The organism is Thiobacillus sp. (assembly GCF_013693775.1).
Taxonomy (GTDB): Bacteria; Pseudomonadota; Gammaproteobacteria; order Burkholderiales; family Thiobacillaceae; genus Thiobacillus.
On record NZ_CP059257.1, the window covers coordinates 2,955,977 to 2,970,668 of the forward strand.

General features: G+C 63.7%; 16 protein-coding genes. 12 read left to right on the top strand and 4 right to left on the bottom strand.

Translation table 11 applies throughout. The features are described 5' to 3' along the window. Positions 1–64 precede the first annotated feature (64 nt). The 7 genes from murU to HZY77_RS14585 all read left to right on the top strand — a co-directional run bounded on the left by murU (position 65) and on the right by HZY77_RS14585 (position 5,705). Positions 65–766, top strand: coding sequence for an N-acetylmuramate alpha-1-phosphate uridylyltransferase MurU (murU, locus tag HZY77_RS14560; RefSeq protein WP_296816261.1), 702 nt, complete (start codon positions 65–67; stop codon positions 764–766). After that, positions 756–2,057 (top strand): aminopeptidase P N-terminal domain-containing protein, encoded by a 1,302-nt coding sequence (locus tag HZY77_RS14565; RefSeq protein WP_296816264.1) that lies wholly within the window; start codon positions 756–758, stop codon positions 2,055–2,057. Before murU ends, HZY77_RS14565 begins: the two co-directional genes overlap by 11 nt. Beyond that, a complete protein-coding gene (locus tag HZY77_RS14570) occupies positions 2,042–2,959 on the top strand; it encodes an FAD-dependent monooxygenase (RefSeq protein ID WP_363153867.1) in 918 nt (305 codons plus the stop codon). The genes HZY77_RS14565 and HZY77_RS14570 overlap by 16 nt, the downstream gene beginning before the upstream one ends. A 31-nt stretch (positions 2,960–2,990) precedes the next feature. Further along, a complete protein-coding gene (locus tag HZY77_RS17915; RefSeq protein WP_363153869.1) occupies positions 2,991–3,143 on the top strand; it encodes a hypothetical protein in 153 nt (50 codons plus the stop codon). A 40-nt stretch (positions 3,144–3,183) separates the two neighbouring features. Continuing rightward, positions 3,184–4,344: a UbiH/UbiF family hydroxylase gene (locus tag HZY77_RS14575; protein ID WP_296816269.1), complete on the top strand. Its 1,161-nt coding sequence runs from the start codon at positions 3,184–3,186 to the stop codon at positions 4,342–4,344. Between the two features lie 28 nt (positions 4,345–4,372). Beyond that, positions 4,373–5,083 carry a DsbC family protein gene (locus HZY77_RS14580; protein WP_296816271.1) on the top strand — a complete coding sequence of 237 codons (711 nt, stop codon included), beginning with the start codon at positions 4,373–4,375 and terminating at the stop codon, positions 5,081–5,083. A 10-nt stretch (positions 5,084–5,093) separates the two neighbouring features. Beyond that, a complete protein-coding gene (locus HZY77_RS14585; RefSeq protein WP_296816273.1) occupies positions 5,094–5,705 on the top strand; it encodes a class I SAM-dependent methyltransferase in 612 nt (203 codons plus the stop codon). 20 nt (positions 5,706–5,725) lie between these two features. Here the strand turns inward: HZY77_RS14585 and HZY77_RS14590 are convergent, their stop codons facing one another. Together HZY77_RS14590 and HZY77_RS14595 are read right to left on the bottom strand one after the other, a co-directional pair. After that, a complete protein-coding gene (locus tag HZY77_RS14590) occupies positions 5,726–6,121 on the bottom strand; it encodes a hypothetical protein (RefSeq protein WP_296816276.1) in 396 nt (131 codons plus the stop codon). 19 nt (positions 6,122–6,140) lie between these two features. Further along, positions 6,141–6,995 carry a LysR family transcriptional regulator gene (locus tag HZY77_RS14595; protein ID WP_296629677.1) on the bottom strand — a complete coding sequence of 285 codons (855 nt, stop codon included), beginning with the start codon at positions 6,993–6,995 and terminating at the stop codon, positions 6,141–6,143. Between the two features lie 104 nt (positions 6,996–7,099). Between HZY77_RS14595 and HZY77_RS14600 the strand changes: the two genes are divergently transcribed. Both HZY77_RS14600 and HZY77_RS14605 read left to right on the top strand, forming a co-directional pair. Further along, entirely contained in the window at positions 7,100–7,447 is a 348-nt protein-coding gene (locus HZY77_RS14600) for a TusE/DsrC/DsvC family sulfur relay protein (RefSeq protein ID WP_296816279.1), read from the top strand. A gap of 17 nt (positions 7,448–7,464) precedes the next feature. Continuing rightward, positions 7,465–8,265, top strand: coding sequence for an HPP family protein (locus HZY77_RS14605; protein WP_296629679.1), 801 nt, complete (start codon positions 7,465–7,467; stop codon positions 8,263–8,265). A 19-nt stretch (positions 8,266–8,284) separates the two neighbouring features. On the opposite strand, the gene HZY77_RS14610 is transcribed toward HZY77_RS14605, so the two are convergent. Beyond that, a complete protein-coding gene (locus HZY77_RS14610; RefSeq protein WP_296629681.1) occupies positions 8,285–8,851 on the bottom strand; it encodes a ferritin-like domain-containing protein in 567 nt (188 codons plus the stop codon). A 135-nt stretch (positions 8,852–8,986) separates the two neighbouring features. After that, entirely contained in the window at positions 8,987–11,158 is a 2,172-nt protein-coding gene (gene katG, locus HZY77_RS14615; protein ID WP_296816282.1) for a catalase/peroxidase HPI, read from the bottom strand. Positions 11,159–11,561: 403 nt separating this feature from the next. Between katG and HZY77_RS14620 the strand changes: the two genes are divergently transcribed. From HZY77_RS14620 to HZY77_RS14630, 3 genes are all read left to right on the top strand, one after another. Further along, entirely contained in the window at positions 11,562–13,286 is a 1,725-nt protein-coding gene (locus tag HZY77_RS14620) for a chloride channel protein (RefSeq protein ID WP_296816285.1), read from the top strand. A gap of 135 nt (positions 13,287–13,421) precedes the next feature. Further along, positions 13,422–14,324, top strand: a complete 903-nt coding sequence (locus HZY77_RS14625; RefSeq protein ID WP_296816290.1) for a hydrogen peroxide-inducible genes activator — start codon at positions 13,422–13,424, stop codon at positions 14,322–14,324. A 2-nt stretch (positions 14,325–14,326) separates the two neighbouring features. Beyond that, positions 14,327–14,689, top strand: coding sequence for a DUF202 domain-containing protein (locus HZY77_RS14630; RefSeq protein ID WP_296629687.1), 363 nt, complete (start codon positions 14,327–14,329; stop codon positions 14,687–14,689). Positions 14,690–14,692: the final 3 nt, after the last annotated feature.

Consider the following 14,692-nt stretch of genomic DNA (forward strand, 5'->3'; position numbering starts at 1 on the left):
GTCAAATCAGATTGGCAACTCTAACGGGCCATTCGTGTTGAATGCTGTTCACGTAAAAACCGCCATGATCCTCGCCGCCGGCCGCGGCGAGCGCATGCGCCCGCTCACCGACCACACGCCCAAGCCGTTGCTGACGGTCGGCGGCAAGCCGCTGCTCGTCTGGCATATCGAGCGCCTGCGTGCGGCTGGGTTCAACCATATCGTCATCAACCATGCCCATCTCGGCCAGCAGATCGAGGATGCGCTGGGGAACGGCGCCGCGTTCGGCGTGTCGATCGAGTATTCGCGCGAAGTCAGTGCGCTGGAAACCGCGGGCGGAATCGCCACCGCGCTTCCCTTGATCGAGAGCGAGGTATTCCCCGTGGTCAATGGCGACATTTACTGCGAATTTGATTTCAGCCGGCTTGCCGAACCGCTGGCGCGGCTCGCCGCGGGCCACGACCAGGCCCATCTGGTGCTGGTCGACAATCCGCCGCATCATCCGAACGGGGATTTCGTACTCGACGGCAGCCGGGTGAGAAACGCCGATACGCCGCTGACCCCAAACCCGGCCCGGCTCACTTTTTCCGGCATCGGCGTCTACCATCGTGCGCTGTTCGCCCACACGATGGCGGGCGAGAAAGCGCCGCTGTCACCGCTGCTGCGGCTGGCGATCGATGCCGGGCGGGCGAGTGGCGAGCATTATTCCGGGCAGTGGGTCGACGTCGGTACGCCGGCCCGCCTGACGGCCCTGGACGAGGAACTGAGACAACACCATGCAGCCTGATTCCGCCATTTATCGTGCCCGCCGCGAGCGGGTCCTGGAACAGCTGGGCGACGGCGTGATGGTCATCGCGACTGCGCCGGAGGTGGCACGCAACCGCGATACCCACTATCCCTACCGACACGACAGCTATTTCTACTGGCTGACCGGTTTCAACGAACCGGAGGCGGTGGTGGTGCTGGTCGGNGGTGCCGCATCGCGCCACATCCTGTTCTGTCGCGAGAAGAACGAGGAGCGTGAAATCTGGGACGGTTTCCGTTATGGGCCCGCGGCGGCCCGCGAGGTCTTCGCCTTCGACGACACCTTTGCGTATGACACACTGGATGCGGAACTGCCCAGGCTGCTGGAGAATCAGCCGACGCTGGCCTACCTCATCGGCCGCGACATGGCCTGGGACACGCAGGTGATGGGCTGGCTCAATACGGTGCGCAGCAAGGCGCGCAGTGGCGTGCATGCGCCCAACCGCATGGTCGACGCACGCATCTGGCTGGACGAGATGCGTCTCGTCAAGGATGGCCACGAACTGGCTCTGATGCGCCGTGCCGCCGAGATCTCCACCGGCGCGCACCGTGCTGCCATGCGCGCGACCCGGCCGGGCGGCCATGAATACGAGATCGAGGCGGAACTGCTCTCGGCCTTCCGCCGCGGCGGCGCCGAAGCGCCGGCCTACACGTCCATCGTCGCCAGCGGCGCCAACGCTTGCGTGCTGCATTACGTCTTCAACAACAAGCCGCTGCGCGACGGCGATCTGCTGCTGATCGACGCCGCCGCCGAGTTCGGCAGCTATGCGGCCGACATCACCCGCACCTTTCCGGTGAACGGCCGCTTCTCGGCGGCGCAGAAAGATGCTTACGAGCTGGTTCTGGCCGCGCAGGCAGCGGCGATCGATACGGTGCGCCCCGGCAATCACTGGAACAGCCCGCACGAGGCGGCGGTGCGCGTGCTGACGCAAGGCATGGTCGACCTCGGCCTGCTCCAGGGCGAGGTCGACGGCCTGATCGAATCGGGCAGCTACAGCCGTTTCTACATGCACCGCACTGGCCACTGGCTGGGCATGGACGTGCACGATGCCGGCGAATACAAGCTGCAGGGCGAATGGCGACCGCTGGTGCCCGGCATGACGCTGACGGTCGAGCCCGGCCTCTATATCCGTCCGGCGGACGACGTGCCCGAGGCATTCTGGAATATTGGCATCCGCATCGAGGACGACGTGGTGGTGACCGAGTCGGGCTGCGAGGTGCTGACCACACCGCCGAAAACGGTCGCGGAGATCGAGGCATGGATGAACCCGTGAGCCGTGTCCTGGTCGTCGGCGCCGGCCCGGTCGGGGCAGTGTGCGCACTGGCGCTGCGGCAGCAGGGAATCGCCGCACGTTTGCTCGAGGCGCAGCCGGCCGACGCGCGCGCCGATACCCGCACCCTGGCGCTCTCGCATGGCTCGCGACTGATCCTCGAACGCCTGGGCGTATGGGAGAAACTCGGCGGCGTCACGCCGATCACCCGCATCCATATTTCCCAGCGCGGTGCGCTCGGCGTGGCGCGGCTTGCGGCGGAAGAAATCGGCGTGCCGGCATTGGGCTACGTGCTGCCCTACACCGAACTCACCGCCGTCTTGAAGCAGATGCTGGGCGATGGGGGTATCGCGGTCGAGTATGGCGTGGCGGTGGACCGTATCGAGTCCGGCACCGAGGTTGCGATCCTGCATGCCGCAGATGGACGTACGCTGACGGCGCCGCTGGTGGTGGTCGCCGACGGCGGGCGCGGCGACCAGGCGCCTCCGCCCAGATTCGAACGCGACTACGATCAGATGGCCGTGGTGTGCGACGTCAAGACCGAATTGCCGCACGCCAACCAGGCTTTCGAGCGTTTTACCCCGAAGGACCGGCGGCCCTGCTGCCGAAGGACGATCGGTACGCATTGGTGTGGACTGCGCGCAGCGACGAGGCCCAGCGCATCGCCGCCCTGTCGGACGCGGAGTTTCTCGCCACCTTGCAGCGCCACTTCGGCGGCCGCCAGGGGCTGTTCCTCCAGGCCAGCCCGCGCAAGACCTTTCCGCTCAGGCTGGCGTATACCGGCAGCGAAGTGGCCGGGCACGTGGTGCGCATCGGCAATGCCGCGCAGACGCTGCATCCGGTTGCCGGTCAGGGTTCAACATCGGCCTGCGCGACGCCTGGGAACTGGCAAACCTGTGCGGTGACACGGCCGAGGTGGAGGCAGGCGGCACGGCTATGTTGGCGGCCTATGCCCGTGGACGCCGGACCGACGTGATGGGCGGCCTCGGTTTTACCGATTTCCTGGTGCGGGTGTTCTCCAACGACGTCGCGCCGCTGCGCCATGCGCGCGGCTTGGCCTGCTGGCGCTGGAAGCCTTGCCGCCGCTGAAAACTTTCGTCGCGCGGCGCATGATGTTCGGTGCGCGCGGATGAGCGGCGAACGCTATCAGGTCGTCATCGTCGGGGCCGGGCTGGTGGGCACGGCGGCCGCCCTGGCGCTCGGGCGACAGGGCGTGCGGGTTGCGCTGGTCGAGCGCCAGCTGCCCCAGGTCCCGACCGATACCTGGGATACGCGCATCTACGCCATCAGTCCGGCCCCGCAGCGCTTTCTCGAACGCATCGGCGCCTGGCGGCGGCTGGACGCCGATCGTATCCAGCCGGTGTATCGCATGGACGTGACGGGCGATGCCCACGGCACGATCCGTCTCGATGCCTACGAGTCGGGCGTGTCGCATCTGGCGACCATACTCGAAAGCGGACGGCTGCAGCATGCCTTGTGGCAGGCGATCGAGGCCGACGGCAACGTGGCGCTGCATTGCCCCGCCGCGATCGAATCCCTCGACAGGGATGGTGCATCCACCCGGCTGACGCTGGCCGACGGCACGACGCTGGAGGCCGATCTTGTGGTCGGCGCCGACGGCGCCGCCTCGCGTATCCGCGAATGGGCCGGCCTGACTTCGACGTTGACGCCCTATGGCCAGAGCGGGGTGGTCGCTAATTTCGAATGCGAGCGTCCGCATCGCGGCACCGCGTTCCAGTGGTTTTTCGACAGCGATATCCTGGCCTGGCTGCCGCTGGGAGGGAACCGTATGTCGATGGTCTGGTCAACCCTGACAGCGCATGCGGACGAACTGCTTGCCCTGGACGGGGTGGCCCTGGCCGATAAGGTGCGTGCGGCGGGACACGATCGGCTGGGCGACCTGCGTCTGCTCGCGCCCGCTGCGGCATTCCCGCTGCGGCTGATCCGGGTGGACGCCGTCGTCGCGCCCGGCGTGGCGCTGATCGGCGACGCGGCCCATGGCGTGCACCCGTTGGCGGGTCAGGGTGTCAATCTGGGTTTCGGCGATGCCGAAATCCTGGTCGACGTGCTGGCCCGGCGTCCAGCCCGTTCTTATTGCGGTGATATCCGTGTGTTACAACGCTATGCCCGCGAGCGCGCCGAACCGGTGCGGCGGATGCAGGCGCTCACCCATGGCCTGCATCATCTGTTTGCTGATACGCGCGCCGGCTGGCTGCGCAATGCCGGGATGCGGATCGTGGATCACCTGCCGCCGATGAAGGCGGCCCTGGTTCGCGAGGCGATGTCCTAAGGTTTTATGATGTTTTTTGGAGTCTCGAATGAAATTCACNCCCCTGGCGCTGGCCGCAACCCTGCTGTTCGCCGCGACCGCGCAGGCCAACGAAACGGTCATCCGCAAGGCGCTGCTGCAGCAGTTCCCGGGCGCCACCATCAGCTCGGTTCAGAAGACGCCCTACAGCGGGCTGTTCGAGGTCTATCTCGACGGTCAGCTGGTTTATGTGGATGCCAAGGCGCAATACGTGTTCGCCGGCGACGTGATCGACCTGAAGAACCGTACCAATCTGACCCAGGCGCGTTTGAACCAGCTGCAGGCCGTGAAATGGGACAGTTTTCCGTTCGGCAATGCGCTGAAAACCGTCAAGGGCAATGGCGCACGCAAGCTGGTCCTGTTTTCCGACGTCGATTGCCCCTATTGCCGCAAGTTCGAGGCCGAGCTCGCCAAGGTCGACAACATCACGGTGTATACCTTCCTGTATCCGATCGAGGGCCTGCATCCCCAGGCCACCCAGACCTCAAAACAGATCTGGTGCGCACCCGACCGCAACAAGGCGTGGGAAAACTACATCACGAGCGGTGCTGTGCCCAAGAATGACGGCAAGTGCAGCAACCCGGTGGAGGAGACCATCGCGCTGGGCAACAAGCTGAAGGTGTCCGGTACGCCGACCCTGTTCTTTGCCAACGGCCAGCGCGTGCCCGGCATGGTGCCGGCTGCGCAGCTCGANAAACTGCTCGCCGCCAACGCCAAGTGAGGATGGCGGGATGAGTTCGAGTTTCTGGGACGCGCGCTACGCCACCGACGACTACATCTTCGGCACCGCACCCAACCGATTCCTCGAAAGCCAGATTGCATACATCCAGCCCGGAATGCGGGCCTTGTCCATCGCGGACGGCGAAGGCCGCAACGGCGTGTGGCTGGCCGAGCAGGGCGCCAGGGTGCATGCGGTCGACGTGTCGCCGGTGGCACTTGAAAAGGCCCGCAAGCTGGCGGCCGTCCGTGGCGTGTCGCTGGATTTCGAGCAGGTCGACATTCTCGGCTGGAACTGGCCGGAAGCGGCCTACGATCTGGTGGCCGCCATCTTCATCCAGTTCGCGCCGCCTCCCGAGCGCGATCGCGTCATCGCCGGCATCCGCCGCTGCCTCAAACCGGGCGGGCTGCTGATCCTGCAGGGCTACACGCCGAAGCAGATCGAATTCGGCACCGGCGGTCCGCCCAACGCGGCCAATATGTATACCGCCGGGCTGTTGCGCGACTGGTTCGGAGACTGGGACATCCTGCATCTGGCCGAGCATGAGTCCGTCATCAGCGAGGGCAGCCATCATCATGGCATGTCGGCCCTGATCGACCTGGTGGCGCGGAAGCCGGGCGGTTGAGTCTCGCCCTGCCGAGGGGATTAGTGCATGTCGGCCACGACCACGCGGCCTGCGCGGCGTTCCAGATCGATCATCAGGATTGAACCGGCCGGCTTGTCCAAAATGTAGGTTGTCGGCGTATCGATGAAGCGCGCGTGATATGACGTGCTGCCGCTTGCGACGACCTTTCCGGCCGCATCCTTGCACCACACGATCAAGGCTCCGACCTTGTCAAGCTGCACGGTGTCAGGGCCTGCGCATTCGCTAGATTCCGCGGGCGCGTGCCGGATGCTGTGGCGCGTTTCGTTCTGCCGGTTCATGCGGTTCATGCCGGACTCGATGTCATAGGCCAGCCGGGTCGCGGCGTCGGTGAAGCAGCCTGTCAGAANAAGCACGGTGGCCGGCAGGCCCAAGCCGCGCACAAGGCGCCGCTTCATGCGGCCTACCCCGTCCGTATCACGACTGTTCCGCCTGAGCCAATTCCCGCAGGCCATCGAGCGCCCGCTTCAAGGTGGCGCTGTCGCTCTCGCTGTCGCGCGGGAACACCATATAGGCGGGCAGCTTGAACTGCGGGCTGTCCGGCACAGGCCACAGCAGGCCGTCTTCAATATAGTGGCGCACCAGGCGCTGCGGAAAATACCCGCTGCCGCCATAGGTCAGGAGCTGCTGCACGCCCAGCCAGCCGATGTTGGCGACTAGAGTAGGCGGGGGCGCATCGGGATAGTGGTCGCTGAATTGGGCATGAAATTCCGGGCCCCAGTCGATGTGGATGTAGCCTTCGTCCGGCCAGCCGCGCGCCAAGTCGTTGGTCACCAGCAGCAGGGTTTCGTCGAACAGCGGTTCCACCACCAGACCGGGGCGCGAGGTTGGGGTATACATCACGCCGATGTCCACCGTGCCTTCGATCAGGCTTTGCATGATGTCGGATTCGAATCCGATTTCCAGTCGCAATGAGACGTCCGGCGCGGCCTTGCGCATCCAGTCCACCCAGTGCGGCAGGAAGCCTTCCCACAGCGCGATGCGCCCGGACAGGGTCAGCACATCGCGAAACCCCTGCGGCAGGCCGACGTCGTGCAGCGCCTGCTCCAGCGTGCGGACCAGATGCTTGGCGTGGCGCAGGAAGCGTTTTCCCGAAGGCGTCAGTTCGGCGCCATTGCGTCCGCGATGGAAGAGACGTGCACCCAGCGTGGTTTCCAGCGTATGAATGCGCGCGCTGACGGTTGACTGCGTGATGTGGAGACGGCTTGCTGCGGCGACGAAGTTGCCGGTGGCGGCCACGGCCAGGAAAGTACGAGCGAGTTCGGTGTCCATATTTCAAGTATCGGTTTTACCGATATTAAACACCAAAATTTATCGTTGGATGGATATATAAGAGTTCTCTAAACTGGGCTCGTCTCAAGAACAAGGAGCCTGCCATGAACCGCCGAGCCGAACTGGCCAGTCTGATACCCGAGCGCGACAACGAGGGTTATTTGCTCGATCCCGCCAACTGGAGCCGGGCTGTTGCCCAATTGCTGGCGGCCGAGGACGGTCTGGCGCTGACGCCCGCTCATTGGCAGGTGATCGATTTCATCCGTGCCTGGTACGACGATACCGAAAGCGTGCCGGAAGCGCGCCGGGTGATCCAGCACCTGGCCGAAGGCGGACGGGATAAGCGTGCCGCCAAGCAGGCCCTGTACGACCTGTTTACGCATGGCTATGGCCAGCAGGCATGCCGTATCGCAGGCATGCGCAAGCCGCTGAAACTGATGCTCGACGTGTGAGCAGGAGATCCCGAACGATGAAAGCGGACTACACGTTCACGCAGCGGGTCGCTCGGAAATGGGCCGGTCTCGTACTGGGCTGGAACGCCCTGAAGATCGGTTATACGGTTTCGGAGCGCGAGCATTGGATATCGGGTGTTGGCGGACTGTTCGGTATTCTGTTGGTATGGTGGGTCAGCAGTCTCCTGGTGGGCGATCACGTTGCCGTTCTGGTCGCAAGCTCGATGGGATCCTCCGCGGTACTGCTGTTTGCCGCNCCCCACGGCGGGATGTCGCAGCCCTGGTCGGTATTCGGCGGCCATATTGTGTCGGCACTGGCCGGCGTCGCCAGCCAGCAGTGGCTGGGCCACGACCCGATGCTGGCCGCGTCGATGGCTGTCGGATTGGCCATTGCCTTGATGTACCCCTTGCGCTGCCTCCATCCGCCCGGTGGGGCCACCGCCATCACAGCCGTCGTGGGAGGCGGGTCGGTTCATGCGCTGGGTTACGGATTCGTCGTGATGCCCATCATGATCAATACCGTGATCATTCTGCTCGCGGCAGCGGCCTACAATTTCCCGTTTTCCTGGCGGCGTTATCCGCAGGCGTGGTGGCGCATGGCAGTGGTATCCGAGCCTACGGCGGACGCTGCCGGTGCAGACGAAAAATGCATGATCCCGCATAGCGACCTGGTTTACGCATTGAGCCAGATCGATACCTTCATCGACGTCAGCGAAGAGGATCTGCAGAAAATTTACGCGCTGGCGCTGGGACATCACCAGCATGCTGCCGAAGCGGCAGGGCTGACGCCCGAGCCGGTCGCCGAAGCGGCGAGATAGCGCGCAGGGCCTGACCTGATTAGCGGCCGAGGTCTTCCAGCAGGCTCGACAGATCGTCGGCGTGTTCCTCCTCCATCGCCAGGATGTCTTCCAGCATGCGGCGCGTGGTGACGTCCTTGTCGCCCAGGTAGCGGATCATCTCGCCGTAGCTCTCGATCGCGATACGCTCGGCCACCAGGTCTTCCTTGATCATGTCGACGAGCGAGTCGCCCTCGACGTATTCGGCATGCGAGCGCATCGCCAGCCCGTCCGGATTGAAGTTGGGCTCGCCTTTCAATTGCACGATGCGTGCGGCGATCAGGTCGGCATGGCCCTGTTCTTCGGTGGCATGCTGCAGGAATTCCTGTGCCACCGCGTCGGCGTTGATGCCGCTGGCCATGAAGAAATGCCGCTTGTAGCGCAGGATGCACACCAATTCGGTGGCCAGTGCCTCGTTCAGCAGCTTGACGACCGTGGCGCGGTCGGCCCGGTAGCCGTCGGTGACGGCGCCGTTCTCGATGTGCTTGCGGGCGCGGGCGCGTAAGGTCTTGATGTCGGTGAGAAAGGGATGTTGTTTGGTTGTCGATGCAGCTTTGGCTTTAGCCATGGTCGTCTCCTTGAGAATGGATTGAAAAATTGTCCCGGTGCAGCGTCCCGATGTCCGTCGCGGCACTGCACGGCGCGGGCACCCTGCTCGCTGGCCTGGCCGAGTTTCACCAGGCAGCCGCGTTCTTCCAGCGCATCAGCCGAGATCGAAGCGATCCAGATTCATCACCTTGGTCCAGGCCGCCACGAAGTCGCGGACGAACTTCTCCTGCGCGTCCGAACTTCCATAGGCCTCGGCCAATGCCCGCAGTTGGGAATTCGAGCCGAACACCAGATCGACGCGGGTGCCGGTCCATTTCTTTTCGCCGGTCTTGCGATCGCGCCCTTCGAACGTGTCCTCGGCCTCCGAGACCGCCCTCCATTCCGTGCCCATGTCGAGCAGGTTGACGAAGAAGTCGTTGGTGAGCGTCCCTGGCCGTGTGGTGAAGACGCCATGCGGGGATTGTCCGACGTTGGCATTCATGACGCGCATGCCGCCCACCAGCACCGTCATCTCGGGCGCCGAGAGCGTCAGCAATTGCGCCTTGTCGAGCAGCAGTTCCTCGGCCGAGACGGTGTACCGGGCCTTCTGGTAGTTGCGGAAGCCATCCGCGATCGGCTCGAGCACGGCGAAGGCTTCGATATCGGTCTGTTCCTGCGTGGCGTCCGTGCGGCCCGGCGTGAACGGTACCGTCACCGTGTGTCCCGCATTCCTGGCGGCTTGTTCGATGCCGGCGCAACCTGCCAACACGATCAGATCCGCCATCGAGACTTNTTTGCCACCGCTCTGGAATGCACGCTGGATCCCTTCGAGCTTTCCAAGCACCTTTGCCAGCTGTGCCGGCTGGTTGGCTTCCCAGTCCTTCTGCGGCGCGAGGCGAATGCGCGCGCCATTCGCGCCGCCGCGCTTGTCCGAACCACGGAACGTCGACGCCGACGCCCAGGCAGTTGAGACCAGTTCAGGGACAGACAGCCCGGACGCCAGCACCTGGATCTTGAGCGTGGTGGCGTCCGGGTCATCGATCAGGGGATGATCGACAGCTGGGATGGGGTCTTGCCAGAGCAGTTCTTCGTTGGGCACCTCGGGGCCGAGATAGCGCGAACGCGGACCCATGTCGCGATGCGTCAGCTTGAACCAGGCGCGCGCGAAGGCGTCGGCGAAGGCTTCCGGGTCCTGGTGGAAGCGTCGTGCGATCGGCTCGTAGATCGGGTCCATCCGCATCGCCATGTCGGCTGCGGTCATGATGATCGGCACTTTCTTTGACGCATCGGCGGCGGCCGGCGCCATATTGCTGTCGGTCGACTGTTTCGGTGTCCATTGATGCGCGCCGGCCGGGCTCTTGGTCAGTTCCCATTCGTTGCCGAACAACATGTCGAGATAGCTCATGTCCCATTGGGTCGGAGTCGGCGTCCACGAGCCTTCCAGGCCGCTGCCGATCTGGTCGCCCCNCTTGCCGCTGCGGTAAGCACTCTTCCACCCCAGTCCCTGTTCGGCGAGTCCGGCGGCCTCGGGTTCGGGCCCGACCAGCGCCGCATCGCCGGCACCGTGGCATTTGCCGAAGGTGTGCCNCCCGCAGGTGAGGGCGACCGTTTCTTCGTCGTTCATCGCCATGCGTGCGAAGGTTTNCCGCACGTCGCGGCCCGAGGCAACCGGATCCGGGTTGCCGCCCGGGCCTTCCGGGTTGACGTAGATCAGACCCATCTGCACGGCCGCCAGTGGATTCTCCAGATCCCGCTCGCCGGAATAGCGCTGCTTGTCGTCCAGCCACTTCTCTTCATTGCCCCAGTAGACGTCGATCTCCGGCGCCCAGATGTCCTCGCGCCCGCCGGCGAAACCGAAGGTCTTGAACCCCATCGATTCCATGGCGACGTTGCCCGCGAGGATGATGAGGTCGGCCCAGGAAATTTTCCTGCCGTACTTCTGCTTGATCGGCCAGAGCAACCTGCGCGCCTTGTCGAGATTGACGTTGTCGGGCCAGCTGTTGAGGGGCGCAAAACGCTGGTTGCCATGCCCTGCGCCGCCACGGCCATCGCCGGTGCGGTAGGTGCCGGCGCTATGCCAGGCCATACGGATGAAGAAAGGCCCGTAGTGTCCGTAGTCCGCTGGCCACCAGTCCTGCGAGTCGGTCATCAGGGCATGGAGATCCTTCTTCACTGCCGCCAGGTCGAGGCTCTTGAATGCCTCAGCATAGTTGAATTCCTCGCCCATGGGATTGGATCGGGNGGAATGCTGGTGAAGGATTTCGAGGCGCAGCTGATTCGGCCACCAGTCCCGGTTCGACGTGCCGCTCCCGGCCTTGTGGTGGAACGGACATTTGCTCTCAGACATGACTTTCTCCTATCGACGATACGACCCCACAACGGATTAAGTGCATTTAAGACCACGAATGAGAATTTGTCTTATGAATAATATGATAATGTTTCATTGATAAAAACGAACGTCTTGGCGGACTGTGGTCATCGGTCCGAAAGGGCTCAGACCACGGGTTCCGGGAGACTGGATGAGGCCCGCACTTCGCCGGCCGTGCGTAATTAGCCCATCCATGTTCGATGGCCGGCCGCGCGACCGCCCCTGGCGACCGGAAGATATATCGTATTGTGATATATTCTGTCTGGAAATTGCCGTCCCGTCCCGGCTCAGCATCGCTGCGGTGGCTTGCTGACGAGGAGCTGCATCCACGCGAATCAATCGACGTCTTCAGGACAGAGGACAATGAAGTCCAGGAAAAGATGTGATACCCGCCAAGCGGGATTATTCGGTCGATCGCCGGCTCGTGATGGTATCCGGCGTTGCCTTGTTGATAGGCGTTGCCAGTACATTTGCGGCCGCTGCACTGCTCGCGCTGATCCACTTCTTTACCAATCTGTTNTTNTACCAGCGTCTATCGTGGGCCGACGTCTCGCCGGCCCGGCATACGCTGGGAATGGGCGTCATCCTGGTGCCGGCGATAGGCGGTCTGCTGGTGGGATTCCTGGCGCGTTACGGCAGTGAAAAGATCCGGGGTCATGGCATACCCGAAGCCATGGAGACCATCCTGTTCGGCAAGAGCCGTATGTCGGCGAGAGTGGCGGTGCTCAAACCCCTCTCGTCAGGCATTGCCATCGGCAGCGGTGGCCCGTTTGGCGCCGAAGGGCCCATCATCATGACAGGCGGATCGTTGGGTTCGCTGGTTGCGCAGTACCTGCACCTGACCGCCGCCGAGCGCAAAACCTTGCTGGTCGCAGGCGCATGTGCCGGCATGACGGCAATCTTCGCCACGCCTGTCGCAGCGCTGCTTCTGGCCGTCGAGTTGTTGCTGTTCGAGTTGCGCCCGCGCAGCTTGTTGCCGGTGGCGCTTGCCTGTGCCGTGGCCGGCTTTCTGCGTAACCTCGTGTTCGGGCCGGGGCCGCTTTTCCCCTTGCATACCGACCCGGTTTCCACGATTGCGTTTGCCTCATGCGTTGCCGCAGGATTGATGTGTGGCGTATTGGCTGCGTTGCTTACGTTGGCGCTTTACAGGGTCGAAGACGGCTTCCATAAGCTGCCACTGCACTGGATGTGGTGGCCGGCCATCGGCGGCGTGCTTGTGGGCATCGGNGGCTACCTCGAACCGCGTGCATTGGGCATGGGCTACGATGTCATCGGCGACCTGCTCAATGGCCATCTACTTGTCGCTGCCGCGATCGCGCTGTTGACGGTGAAGGCGATCATCTGGGTCGTCGCACTCGGTTCGGGGACGTCGGGAGGCGTGCTCGCACCGCTGCTGATGCTGGGGGCTGGCCTGGGCACCCTTCTGGCGCCTTATCTGCCGGGCGGTTCTCCCAGCCTGTGGGCGCTCGTGTGCATGGCGGGCGTGCTGGGCAGCACGCTTGGCGCGCCGCTCACGGCGATTGTCTTTGCCTTCGGCCTGACGCACGACAGCGAGGCATTGCTGCCGTTGATGCTGACGACTGCCGTGGCCTATGGCCTGACCACGCTGACGCTGAAGCGCTCCATCATGACCGAGAAGATCGCGCGCCGAGGCCTGCACATCTTCCGCGAATATGGCGTCGATCCGCTGGAACGCCAGCACGTGAGCGATCTGATGAACTCAGACGTCATCGCGATCGACGGTGCCATGAAGGTGGCGGATGCCTTGGCGCACTATTGCGACGAACATGACCCGCATCGGACCTATCCCGTGATCGGCGAAGGACGTGTACTGGGAATGCTCGATTATCCGACGCTACGCAAACATGCATGCTCAGCAGCCCGCTGCGTGGATGTGCTCATTCCGTTGCAGCCCGAACATGTGTTGCTGCCCGGGGCGACCGCGCGCACAGCCGCAGGGCGCATGGCCCAGCTCGAAATGGGATGCTTGCCTGTGGTCAAGGATCTGGGCAGCATGCACCTCATCGGTACCTTGTCGCTGCGCGACCTGCTCGGGCCTAACCGCCGCTTGATCGAAGAGGAAACCTTGCGCGAGAGAATGCGCTGAACGGTCGCCGCTGGATGGCACATCGGGGATCGGCGTGTTCGCGGGCAAGGCACAACGGGATCTGCCGGTTTCATGCGCGCGCGCTTCCGTTGTCTAATACGGCTTTCGCGATAGCCGAGGAAGCGCGCAACCTCCATGACCCTTCAAGAGCTGAAATACCTGGTAGCCCTTGCCGATCACGGCCACTTCGGCCGCGCCGCCGAGGCCTGCTTCATCACGCAGTCGACGCTGTCGACGCAGATCAAGCTGGAGGATTTCCTGGGCGTGACGTTGTTCGACCGCAGTCTGAAGCGCGTCACGCCCACTCCCATCGGCCGGGAAATCCTTGCGGCTGCGCGCAATATCGTCGAAGAATCCGAACGTATCCGCGAACTCGCCAAGCACGCGCAGGATCCGATGTCGCGCACGCTTCACCTGGGTGTCATTCCCACCCTGGGACCGTATTACCTGCCGCACGCGCTGACCCTGGTCCACAGGAAACATCCGGGTCTACGTCTCCTGCTGCGTGAGGAGATGACGCCGCAGATCCTGGAGCATCTCGTTGACGGCAGGCTGGATGCTGGTCTGCTGGCCCTGCCTGTGACCGACGACAGCCTGCGTGTCGAGCCGCTGTTCTACGAACCGTTTTTCGCCGCGCTGCCTGCCGGTCACGCGCTCGCCAAGCAGAATGTCCTCAAGGTGTCGGACATCATGAACGAGAAGCTCCTGTTGCTCGACGAGGGTCATTGCCTGCGCGACCAGGCACTCGACGTCTGCGGCACCGGCTCGCGCGGGCGCGAGGAAGTGCGCGCGACCAGCCTGGAAACCCTGCGCCAGATGGTGGCCATGGGATTGGGGTTGACGCTGATGCCGGCGCTGTCGGTGGACGCCGCGCCGCGTGCCAATAANAAGGCGGTCGAAATACGTCCGTTCAAGAAGCCCACACCTGGCCGAACCATCGGCCTAGTGTGGCGCAAACGTGCGCCGTTTCCCGAGACATTCGAACGCCTCGCTGCGACACTGAAAGCGACTTTGCCAACTGAAGTGGAGCCTGTCTGAGCATGTCCGATCTCAACGACCCGCGCGTCTTTTTCGCCGCCGAACGCACGCTGATGGCGTGGAACCGTACCGGCCTGACCCTGATGGCCTTCGGCTTCGTGCTCGAACGTTTCGGCCTGTTTCTGCATGTGTTGCGTCAGACCGGCCATGTGGGACGGGACCTGTCGTTCTGGATCGGCATTGCCTTCATCTGTTTGGCGTTGGTCGTGATCGGNTTTTCCATCGTGCAGTTCAAGCGTGTGCTGCGCACCCTGAAGCCGATCGAGATTCCCGAGCGCTATTGCACCTGGGGCGGGATCGCGATGAACCTGTCGGTCGTGGTGCTCGGTTTCGCGCTGCTGGCGTACCTGTTTTCCGAACTGTAAGGA

Bases quoted from the DNA above. Each gene is read 5' to 3' on its own strand.
- murU (WP_296816261.1), top strand. From the start codon at position 65: ATGATCCTCGCCGCCGGCCGCGGCGAGCGCATGCGCCCGCTCACCGAC.
- HZY77_RS14570 (WP_363153867.1), top strand. From the start codon at position 2,042: ATGGATGAACCCGTGAGCCGTGTCCTGGTCGTCGGCGCCGGCCCGGTC.
- HZY77_RS17915 (WP_363153869.1), top strand. From the start codon at position 2,991: ATGTTGGCGGCCTATGCCCGTGGACGCCGGACCGACGTGATGGGCGGC.
- HZY77_RS14575 (WP_296816269.1), top strand. From the start codon at position 3,184: ATGAGCGGCGAACGCTATCAGGTCGTCATCGTCGGGGCCGGGCTGGTG.
- HZY77_RS14585 (WP_296816273.1), top strand. From the start codon at position 5,094: ATGAGTTCGAGTTTCTGGGACGCGCGCTACGCCACCGACGACTACATC.
- HZY77_RS14595 (WP_296629677.1), bottom strand. From the start codon at position 6,995: ATGGACACCGAACTCGCTCGTACTTTCCTGGCCGTGGCCGCCACCGGC.
- HZY77_RS14600 (WP_296816279.1), top strand. From the start codon at position 7,100: ATGAACCGCCGAGCCGAACTGGCCAGTCTGATACCCGAGCGCGACAAC.
- HZY77_RS14610 (WP_296629681.1), bottom strand. From the start codon at position 8,851: ATGGCTAAAGCCAAAGCTGCATCGACAACCAAACAACATCCCTTTCTC.